The organism is Deinococcus pimensis DSM 21231, from assembly GCF_000519345.1.
Taxonomy (GTDB): Bacteria; Deinococcota; Deinococci; order Deinococcales; family Deinococcaceae; genus Deinococcus_A; species Deinococcus_A pimensis.
Map to the genome: position 1 here is coordinate 208815 of NZ_KI912633.1, position 8438 is coordinate 217252.

At 70.1% G+C, this 8438-nt stretch carries 12 protein-coding genes; 5 read left to right on the forward strand and 7 right to left on the reverse strand.

What is annotated here, in order from left to right; translation table 11 throughout:
- From DEIPI_RS28815 to DEIPI_RS0105675, 3 genes are all read left to right on the forward strand, one after another.
- Positions 1-599: ATP-dependent helicase C-terminal domain-containing protein (locus DEIPI_RS28815; protein WP_281173188.1), on the forward strand; the 599-nt coding region annotated here is incomplete at its 5' end.
- Positions 600-647: 48 nt separating this feature from the next.
- Positions 648-1697, forward strand: coding sequence for a M42 family metallopeptidase (locus DEIPI_RS0105670; RefSeq protein ID WP_027481153.1), 1050 nt, complete (start codon positions 648-650; stop codon positions 1695-1697).
- 197 nt (positions 1698-1894) lie between these two features.
- Positions 1895-2470, forward strand: a complete 576-nt coding sequence (locus DEIPI_RS0105675) for a DUF4142 domain-containing protein (RefSeq protein ID WP_027481154.1) — start codon at positions 1895-1897, stop codon at positions 2468-2470.
- 53 nt (positions 2471-2523) lie between these two features.
- Here DEIPI_RS0105675 and DEIPI_RS28820 read toward each other — a convergent pair whose 3' ends face one another.
- From DEIPI_RS28820 to DEIPI_RS0105695, 4 genes are all read right to left on the reverse strand, one after another.
- Positions 2524-3273, reverse strand: a complete 750-nt coding sequence (locus tag DEIPI_RS28820; protein WP_045233700.1) for a CPBP family intramembrane glutamic endopeptidase — start codon at positions 3271-3273, stop codon at positions 2524-2526.
- Positions 3274-3406: 133 nt separating this feature from the next.
- Positions 3407-3709 (reverse strand): hypothetical protein, encoded by a 303-nt coding sequence (locus DEIPI_RS0105685; protein WP_027481155.1) that lies wholly within the window; start codon positions 3707-3709, stop codon positions 3407-3409.
- A 79-nt stretch (positions 3710-3788) separates the two neighbouring features.
- Positions 3789-4226, reverse strand: coding sequence for a type II toxin-antitoxin system VapC family toxin (locus DEIPI_RS0105690; protein WP_027481156.1), 438 nt, complete (start codon positions 4224-4226; stop codon positions 3789-3791).
- On the reverse strand, positions 4223-4471 hold the full coding sequence (locus DEIPI_RS0105695) for a type II toxin-antitoxin system Phd/YefM family antitoxin (RefSeq protein WP_027481157.1): 249 nt from the start codon (positions 4469-4471) through the stop codon (positions 4223-4225). Before DEIPI_RS0105695 ends, DEIPI_RS0105690 begins: the two co-directional genes overlap by 4 nt.
- Before the next feature lie 99 nt (positions 4472-4570).
- Here DEIPI_RS0105695 and DEIPI_RS37415 point away from each other — a divergent pair, with 99 nt between their 5' ends.
- Positions 4571-4717 (forward strand): hypothetical protein, encoded by a 147-nt coding sequence (locus DEIPI_RS37415; protein WP_157463474.1) that lies wholly within the window; start codon positions 4571-4573, stop codon positions 4715-4717.
- A 52-nt stretch (positions 4718-4769) separates the two neighbouring features.
- Here the strand turns inward: DEIPI_RS37415 and DEIPI_RS0105705 are convergent, their stop codons facing one another.
- Positions 4770-5348, reverse strand: coding sequence for a hypothetical protein (locus DEIPI_RS0105705; RefSeq protein ID WP_027481158.1), 579 nt, complete (start codon positions 5346-5348; stop codon positions 4770-4772).
- 120 nt (positions 5349-5468) lie between these two features.
- Between DEIPI_RS0105705 and uvrB the strand changes: the two genes are divergently transcribed.
- Positions 5469-7484, forward strand: coding sequence for an excinuclease ABC subunit UvrB (uvrB, locus tag DEIPI_RS0105710; RefSeq protein ID WP_027481159.1), 2016 nt, complete (start codon positions 5469-5471; stop codon positions 7482-7484).
- A gap of 54 nt (positions 7485-7538) precedes the next feature.
- Here uvrB and DEIPI_RS37420 read toward each other — a convergent pair whose 3' ends face one another.
- Positions 7539-7691, reverse strand: coding sequence for a type II toxin-antitoxin system Phd/YefM family antitoxin (locus DEIPI_RS37420; RefSeq protein WP_157463475.1), 153 nt, complete (start codon positions 7689-7691; stop codon positions 7539-7541).
- On the reverse strand, positions 7688-8438 hold a 751-nt coding region (gene thrB / locus DEIPI_RS28825), incomplete at its 5' end, for a homoserine kinase (RefSeq protein ID WP_045233701.1). The genes thrB and DEIPI_RS37420, both read right to left, overlap by 4 nt.

Genomic DNA, 8438 nt, shown 5'->3' on the forward strand with positions numbered 1-8438 from the left:
CGGACGCCGTGCGCCGCGCGGGCGTCGGGACGCTTCCCTGGACGGACGCCGCCAGACAATTCCAGGCGCGCGTGCTGAGCCTGCGCGCCTGGCGGCCCGGCGAGGACTGGCCCGACCTCTCCGACGCGGCGCTCGCCGGGCGGCTCGACGAGTGGATCCTGCCCTACGTGGAGGACGTACGCCGTCAGGACGACCTGGACCGCCTCGACCTCGCGCGGCTTCTGACGTTCCTGCTGCCCTGGCCGCAGGGCGCACGCCTCGACGAGCTCGCGCCGACCCACCTGGAGGTACCGAGCGGCTCGCGCGTCCGCCTGGAGTACCGCGCGGAAGGAGAGCCGCCCGTGCTGGCCGTGAAGCTCCAGGAGCTCTTCGGGCTGGGCGACACGCCCGCCGTGAACGAGGGCCGCACGCCCGTCCTGCTGCACCTGCTGTCCCCCGCGCGGCGACCCGTGCAGGTCACGCAGGACCTGCGCGGCTTCTGGGAACGCACCTACCCGGAGGTCCGCAGGGAACTCGCGGGCCGCTACCCGAAGCACCCCTGGCCGCTCGACCCGTGGAACGCCACGCCGACCGCCCGGGCGAAGCCGCGCGGCACCTGAGCGGGTTTCGTCCCCGGGAGCGCCGGGCGGGGGTAGGCTGGGAGTCGCATGGACATCGACATCGACCTCACGTACACCACCCGCGTGCTCCTGCGTCTCCTGAACACCCCCAGCCCGACCGGCTTCACCGAGGACGCCGTGCGCGTCGTCGAGGAGGAGCTCGCCGCGCTCGGCGTGACCGCCACCCGCACCCGCAAGGGCGCGCCCCGCTGGACGCTCCCCGGTCCCGAGGGCGCGAGGAGCGTCACCTTCAGCGCGCACGTGGACACGCTCGGCGCGATGGTCAAGGAGATCCGCCCGAACGGGCGCCTGCGCCTCACGCGGCTCGGCGGGTACGACTGGGCGACCGTGGAGGGCGAGTACGCCCTCGTGCACCTGCAGGGAGGCGGCACGCTCGGCGCGACCGTCGTGAACGTCAAGCAGAGCACGCACGTGTGGGGTCAGGAACTGCGCGAGCTCACGCGCGACGAGCGCACCATCGAACTGCGGCTCGACGCGGTCACCCGCGACGACGAGGAGACCCGCGCCCTCGGCGTGCAGGTGGGGGACTTCGTGAGCTGGGACCCGCGCGCCGTCGTCACGGACGCGGGGTACGTCAAATCACGTCACCTCGACAACAAGGCCGCCGTCGCGATCCTGCTCGCCGTGACGAAGGCCGTGCGGGAGGGCCACGCCACGCTCGCGCGGACCGCGCACTTCTTCGTCAGCAACTACGAGGAGGTCGGGCACGGCGCGGCCGTGGGCGTTCCCGCGGACACGGACGAGCTCGTCGCGGTGGACATGGCCGCCGTCGGCGAGGGCCAGAACAGCGACGAGCACACCGTCACGCTGTGCGTGAAGGACTCCAGCGGACCCTACGATCACGCGCTCGGGAACCGGCTGCGCGAGACGGCGCGCGCGGCGGGCATCGACCTGAGGACCGACATCTACCCGTACTACTCCAGCGACGCGTCGGCGGCGTGGGCAGCGGGCGCGGATTACCCGGCCGCCCTGATCGGGCCGGGCGTGGACGCCAGCCACGCCTACGAGCGCACCCACGTGGACGCGCTGCGCGCCACGGGCGGACTGATCCTCGCGTACCTGACCCGCGAGGCTTGACCGGACCTTGCGATTGGGTGCGCGGATAGGAACTGAGGCGCACCCCAAGACATCCGGAGCGGAAGGGGTCCGCGCGGTGAGACGACGCCGTGCGGGCCTTCACCGCACTCACGGGGGAGGCCCCGGGAACGGGTGGCACCTTGTGGAAGGCAACGCCCGGCGAACGCCGGAACATTTCGCGCCTCAAGGAGCACCCCATGAAGACTCGCACCACCCTGCTCGTCGTCACCCTCGGTCTCGCCTCCCTCGCGCCCGCCCTCGCCGGCGGCGCGGGCGCGCCCATCGCCCAGGCCCAGGCCAACCCGCAGACGTCGGGCGTCACGACCGCCCAGACGACCAACAACGCCGACATCCTCGCGATGGAAGTCTCCACCATGAGCAACCTCACGGAGATCCTGACGTCGCAGCTGGCCCTTCAGAAGAGCCAGAACGCCGCCGTGCGCGCCTACGCGCAGCGCATGATCACCGAGCACACCGCCGCGCAGCAGAAGCTCAACGCGATCGCCGCCGCGAAGAACGTGAAGCTCACCGACAAGCCCGGCGCGGACCAGCGCCTCCAGTACGACAAGCTCTCCACCCTCACGGGCGCGGAGTTCGACAAGATGTACGTGATGGTGCAGGTAATGGGCCACGACATGACCCTCAAGCTGCTCGACACGTACCTGACGATCGGCAAGGACCCGCAGGGCCTCGCGTACGCCCGCGAGATCCGTCCCGCCGTCGCGATGCACCTGCGTGACGCGCAGGCCATCCAGCAGCAGCTCGGGCAGTAACCCACCAACGAGAAGGGCGGGAGCGTGCGCTCCCGCCCTTCCTGCGTGCCGGTCTAGGCAGCGCGCGGCGTGTTCCACACCCGCAGATCCATGGGGTACCACATGAGGTGCGTCACGGCGTGCGCGAGGATGGCGGCGGCGAGGCCGAACTGCCAGTAGAGGAAGCCGTAGAACAGCGCGAGGAGCGTGTTGAGCACGAGGACGGTCGTGAAGAACGCGGGGGTGCGGCGGCAGCCCGCCGCGAGGTACGCGGGGACGTGCCCCACGGCGAACAGCAGGCCCGCCACGAGGATGGCCGTCCAGTGCGCGAGCACGCCCGCGCCGAGGACGAGGGACAGGAGCCACGCGAGGAGCGACTGGACGCCCCAGCGCAGCAGCACCTCCTCGACGACACCGCCGTACAGGACGCGCGTGGTGAGGCCGGTGTCCTTTCGGAAGCCCTCGGAGGCGCCGAGCGTGACGGGGTCGAGCCAGGGGCGGAAGACGCCGTAGTACAGCGCGAGGAAGGCGGCGGAACCGAGCACGGCGAGGGCGAGCGCGGCGCCCGGGTTCGTGCCGAGGGCGGGCGTGACGAGCGCGCCGAGGCCCACGCGGGGCCCGAGGAGCGAGCCGAGGACGGCCGCGCCGAGGACGAGCACCATGGACTGCGCGATGCCCGCCGTGAGGAGCACCCGGCGCGGCGGGAGCGGTTTGCCCTGGGGGTTGGGCGCCCTCGCGACGAGGTTGTCGAGCATGGGGGGAATGCCGAGCGCGATGCCGGGTACGCAGAGGGCCACGACGGTGGCGGTGGTCGTCCAGTTCATGAGGTTCCTCCTGTCGGGACGTCCGCCGCCCCTGATGTATTCAATATAATTGAAAAACGTGGACGTGTGAATACGACCAATGGCGTACCCCGCGCCCGAAGTCCGGGCGCGGGGCAGGGGAGGGGCGGGACGTTCAGGCCTCGTCGATGTGCACGAGGTTCTCCACGCGGCCCGCCACCTCCGGCAGGCCCAGCCCGCGCAGCGCCGTGGCGGCGCGCCGCGCGCCCGCCTCGTCCACGCGGCCCTCGTTCCAGCCCGCGATCAGCATCGCGCAGCCCTGCAGCGCCTCCGTGACCTGCTCGCGGTGGAACATCTGCGCGAGCGTGCCCGCCGCCTGCGGCTTCGTGCCCTGCGCCTCCACCTGCACGCTCTGAACGACCTGCATGAAGATCTGGTCGTACTTCTGACGGTCCTCGGGGGAGATGAGCTTCGACATGCTCCCAAGGATAGTGGACGGTCACGGCCTGAGGACCGGACCGCTCCGGTCCATATGGAAGACCCGCATGACGTCAGTCCTACGAAGAGGACGGCCAGGGATTGTAGACACTGATGGGGAAGTGCTGGAAGTCACGGGTGTTGCGTGTCACGAGGGTCAGGCGGTGATGGTAGGCGGTGGCGGCGATGAGACTGTCGGGCAACGAGGGCGGTTGTCGGCGTTGCTCGGGACGAGCCATGAGTTGTCCCCAGGCGCGCAGCGTTCCGAGATCGAGCGGGAGAATTCGCTCCTCGTAATCGGGTGTCAGACGTGTGTCCAGCCAGATACGGAGGTCCTGGGCGCGGCGTGTGCTGCCGAGTTGACTGATGCCGCGCTCCAGTTCGCCGAGAGTCATGACGCTGAGGTGCATGGCATGCAGGGGTGTGGAGGCCAGAAAGGTGGTGACGTGCTCGTTCCGGTCGGGTTTGGTGGCCTCGCTGACGACGTCCGTATCAAGAAGAAAGCGGGGGCCGGTCACAGGTCGAACTCGCGCAGTTCGGTGCTTCTGGCCAGGGTGAGATCGAGGTCGCTGAGATCCGGGGCGTCCTCAAACGTGCTGAGAGCCGTGCGGTGTGTGCCCAGCAGGCGCTGATATTCCACTGGCGACAGGACGACTCCGGCAGCTCGTCCGTGCCGCGTGATGACTTGCGCCTCGTGCTCGGCGTCGCGGATGAGCTGCGACAGGTGGGCCTTCGCGTCTTCGAGCTTCCAGGTTTTGGTCATCACTCTTCCTTATCTAGTCGATTCAACTAGATAATAGCAGGCCAAGTGTCGAGCCGCATCTGCGTCCGACTTCCCCGGGCGTCCGTGCCACATTGAGGTGTGCTTCCCGATCCGGCCCGCCGCCGCGCCATGACCGCCCTCGCGTTCCGCTCCCTCGTGCAGGGAGGGATGCTGTTCGCCCTGCTGCTGCTCGGCGCCGTCCTGACGCTGGGAGCGGTGTTCGGGCTGCTGGGCGCGCTGCTCTGAGGAAGGAGGAGGGCGGGAGGGCACGCTCGCCCTCCCGCCCTCCACGCGTTCCTCAGGGGACGATCCAGCGCACCAGGGCCTGCACGGCGACGCTCGTGACGAGCGAGATCAGCAGCGTGGGCACGATCGCGCCGGGCGAGCGGATGTTCATGCTGGACTGCACGCCCGTGTACGCGAAGAAGGTGTTCACGACGAGCTGCGCGAGCGGCACGAGCCACACCAGCAGGATGCCCACGATCGTGATGACGAGGCCCGCCTGCAGCAGCGCGAAGAGGATCGCGAGGGGCGCCCAGAACAGCGCGAAGGTGTACGCGACCTCGTCGAGGGTGCCGGTGCCGCCCTGCGCGCGGCCCACGGCGTGGACGGTGAAGACGTACGCGAGGTAGCCGAACAGGCTGCCCAGCACCGTCTCCCAGAAGGAGAGGCGGCTGTTGATGAAGGGCAGGGCGTTCGCGATCCACGCGACGATGCCGACCAGCACGGACGTGATCGCGACGTACGTGACGCCCTGCGTGAGGCCGCCCGCGCGCTCGAACAGCTCGAAGGTGCGGACGCTGGGCTGAGTGATGACGCCGACGCTCTGACGGACCATCTCCCGGAGGTCGAATCCCCCACGGCTGTTCTTGATCATGCCTCACGGTACGTGATCCGAGGCGCGGGAGTTGCAGGGCCCGGGGAGTGTGACGCGGGAGGGCGTTGTGTGAAGGTGCCCCCCTGTCCACCTGGTACGTCCATGGCGTAATATAGGGGGATGCTCCAGGTCAAGTCCGAATTCAGACCGAGCGGAGACCAGCCACAAGCCATCAAGGGCCTCGTCGAGGGGCTGAACGACGGACTGCGCTTCCAGACCCTGCTGGGCGCCACCGGGACCGGCAAGACGTACAGCGTCGCGAAGGTCATCGAGGAGACCCAGCGGCCCGCCCTGATCCTCGCGCCCAACAAGATCCTCACGGCGCAGCTCGCCTCGGAGTTCCGCGAGTTCTTCCCGGGCGCCGCCGTGGAGTTCTTCGTCTCCTACTACGACTTCTACCAGCCCGAGGCGTACATCCCGGGCCGCGACCAGTTCATCGACAAGGACGCCGCGATCAACCAGGAGCTCGAACGCCTGCGGCACTCCACCACCCGCAGCCTTCTCACGCGGCGCGACACGATCGTCGTGGCGTCCGTCTCCGCCATCTACGGCCTCGGCGACCCGGAGGAGTACCGCAAGCTCAACATCGTCCTCAAGCGGGGCGACACCATCGGCCGCGATCAGATCCTCGACCGGCTCGTGGAACTCCAGTACGACCGCAACGACATCGAGCTCCTCGCGGGCCGCTTCCGCGCCAAGGGCGACGTCATCGAGATCTGGCCCAGCTACGACGAGCAACCCCTGCGCATCGAGCTGTGGGGCGACGAGGTGGACCGCATCGTCGTGTACCACCCCGTCACGGGGGACGTGCAGGCCGAACTGGACGCGACCGTCATCTACCCCGCGAAGCACTACGTGTCCGGCGCGGGCAACGTGGAGCGCGCCATCGTCACGATCCAGCAGGAGCTCGACGAGCGGCTGGAGTACTTCCGCAGCGTCGGGAAGCTGCTGGAGGCGCAGCGCCTCAAGGAACGCACCCTCTACGACCTCGAGATGCTCAAGGTGCTCGGCTACTGCTCCGGCATCGAGAACTACTCGCGGCACATGGACGGCCGCGCGCCCGGCATGACGCCCTACACGATGATCGACTACTTCCCGCAGGACTTCGTCACCTTCATCGACGAGTCGCACGTGACGGTCCCGCAGATCGGCGGGATGTCCAACGGGGACCGCGCGCGCAAGCAGACCCTCGTGGACTACGGCTTCCGCCTCCCGAGCGCGATGGACAACCGCCCGCTCACCTTCGACGAGTTCCTCGGCAAGACCGGCCAGGTGGTCTTCGTGAGCGCCACGCCCGGCCCCTTCGAACGCGAGCACAGCGACGCCACCGTCGACCAGATCATCCGCCCGACCGGCCTCGTGGACCCGAAGGTCGCGATCTCGCCCGTGAAGGGTCAGGTGGAGGACCTCCTGGGGCGCGCGCGCGAGCGGGCCGCGAAGGGCGAGCGCGTGCTCGTCACGACCCTCACGAAGAAGATGTCCGAGGACCTCACGGAGTACCTGCTCGAAAAGGGCGTCCGGACCCGCTACATGCACAGCGACATCGACGCGGTGGAACGTCAGGTCATCATCCGCGACCTGCGCCTCGGGCACTACGACGTGCTCGTCGGCATCAACCTGCTGCGCGAGGGCCTCGACCTGCCGGAGGTGTCGCTCGTCGCGATCCTCGACGCGGACAAGCCGGGCTTCCTGCGCAGCGAACGCAGCCTCATCCAGACCATCGGCCGCGCCGCGCGCAACGTGAACGGCGAGGTGGTGCTGTACGCGGACAGCATCACGCCCGCCATGCAGCTCGCGATGGACGAGACGAACCGCCGCCGCGAGAAGCAGGTGGCGTACAACGAGGCGCACGGCATCACCCCGCAGACGGTCCGCAAGAACGTCCGCGACGTCATCCGCGGCGAGGAGGCCCCGGACGCCGCGCCCGCCCCCATCGCGGAGGACCGCGAGGGCCTCATGGCGCAGCTCACGGACCTCGAACTCGACATGTGGCAGGCGTCGGAAGCGCTGGACTTCGAGAAGGCCGCGAGCCTGCGCGACCAGATCCGCGCGATCGAGGCGAAGCTCCAGGGCAAGGAGTTCTCCCAGCCCACCGTGCCCGGCCAGAAGGTCCGCAAGCGCGGACGCCGCTCGTAGGGCGAAGGAGGAAGGGCGAGGCCGTCGTGGCCTCGCCCTTCTTCCCGACCGACGTTACCGCCCCGGTCCTTCCGTGGGCCTCTCGTACGGCACGAGCTTCACCAGGGGCACGCCGTCCTGGGTGAGGACGATCTCCTCGCCGCGCAGCACGTCCTCGATGAGCGCTTCGAGGATCTTCGCGGCCTCTTCCACCTCGACGGTGTTCACGTGTCCTCCCGCGTGACGGTCGTGCCCGCCTGGTCCACGCGCAGGTCCAGCACCCGGCCGGTCTGCCCGTGCCGGGCGAGGACGCCCTCCAGGAAGGCCGTGAGGTCCTCCCTCGCGCCCGCGCGTTCGCGGTCGTAGAGGCACAGGACGCTGGGGCCCGCGCCGGAGAGGGCCGCGCCGAGCGCGCCGTGACGGGCGGCGTCCGCGAGGACGTCCCCGAGGCCCGGCACGAGCGGCGCGCGGTACGGCTGGTGCAGGCGGTCGCGCATGGCCGCGCCGAGCAGGTCGAGGCGCCCCCCGGTGAGAGCCGCCGCGAGGAGCGCCGCGTGCGACAGGGCGTGCACGGTGTCCGCGCGGTCGTAGCGGTCGGGCAGCGCGGCGCGCGCGCGGGACGTGGAGAGCTCGAAGTCCGGGACGAGCACGAGCGCGCCGAGCGCGTCCGGCGGGCTCACGCGCACGGCGTTCACGCGGCCCCCGTCCAGCGTGGCGATCACCGCGCCGCCCAGCAGGGCCGCGCCGACGTTGTCCGGGTGGCCCTCCTCGCGCGCGGCGAGATCCAGGAGCTCCGCGCGGGTGAGCGGCTCGCCGAGCAGCGCGTTCGCCGCGACGATGCCCGCCACGAGCGCGGACGCGCTGGAACCCAGCCCGCGCGCGAGCGGCACGTCGGACGTGACGGTGAGGCGCAGCGGGGGCAGCGGCAGGCCCGCCGCGTGGGCGAGGCGTTCGCAGGCGCGATACACGAAGTTC

What these genes read in the sequence shown, in the direction of transcription:
- DEIPI_RS0105675 (WP_027481154.1), top strand. Translation starts at nt 1,895, where the DNA reads ATGAAGACTCGCACCACCCTGCTCGTCGTCACCCTCGGTCTCGCCTCC.
- DEIPI_RS0105670 (WP_027481153.1), top strand. Translation starts at nt 648, where the DNA reads ATGGACATCGACATCGACCTCACGTACACCACCCGCGTGCTCCTGCGT.
- uvrB (WP_027481159.1), top strand. Translation starts at nt 5,469, where the DNA reads ATGCTCCAGGTCAAGTCCGAATTCAGACCGAGCGGAGACCAGCCACAA.
- DEIPI_RS0105705 (WP_027481158.1), bottom strand. Translation starts at nt 5,348, where the DNA reads ATGATCAAGAACAGCCGTGGGGGATTCGACCTCCGGGAGATGGTCCGT.
- DEIPI_RS0105695 (WP_027481157.1), bottom strand. Translation starts at nt 4,471, where the DNA reads ATGACCAAAACCTGGAAGCTCGAAGACGCGAAGGCCCACCTGTCGCAG.
- DEIPI_RS28820 (WP_045233700.1), bottom strand. Translation starts at nt 3,273, where the DNA reads ATGAACTGGACGACCACCGCCACCGTCGTGGCCCTCTGCGTACCCGGC.
- DEIPI_RS0105685 (WP_027481155.1), bottom strand. Translation starts at nt 3,709, where the DNA reads ATGTCGAAGCTCATCTCCCCCGAGGACCGTCAGAAGTACGACCAGATC.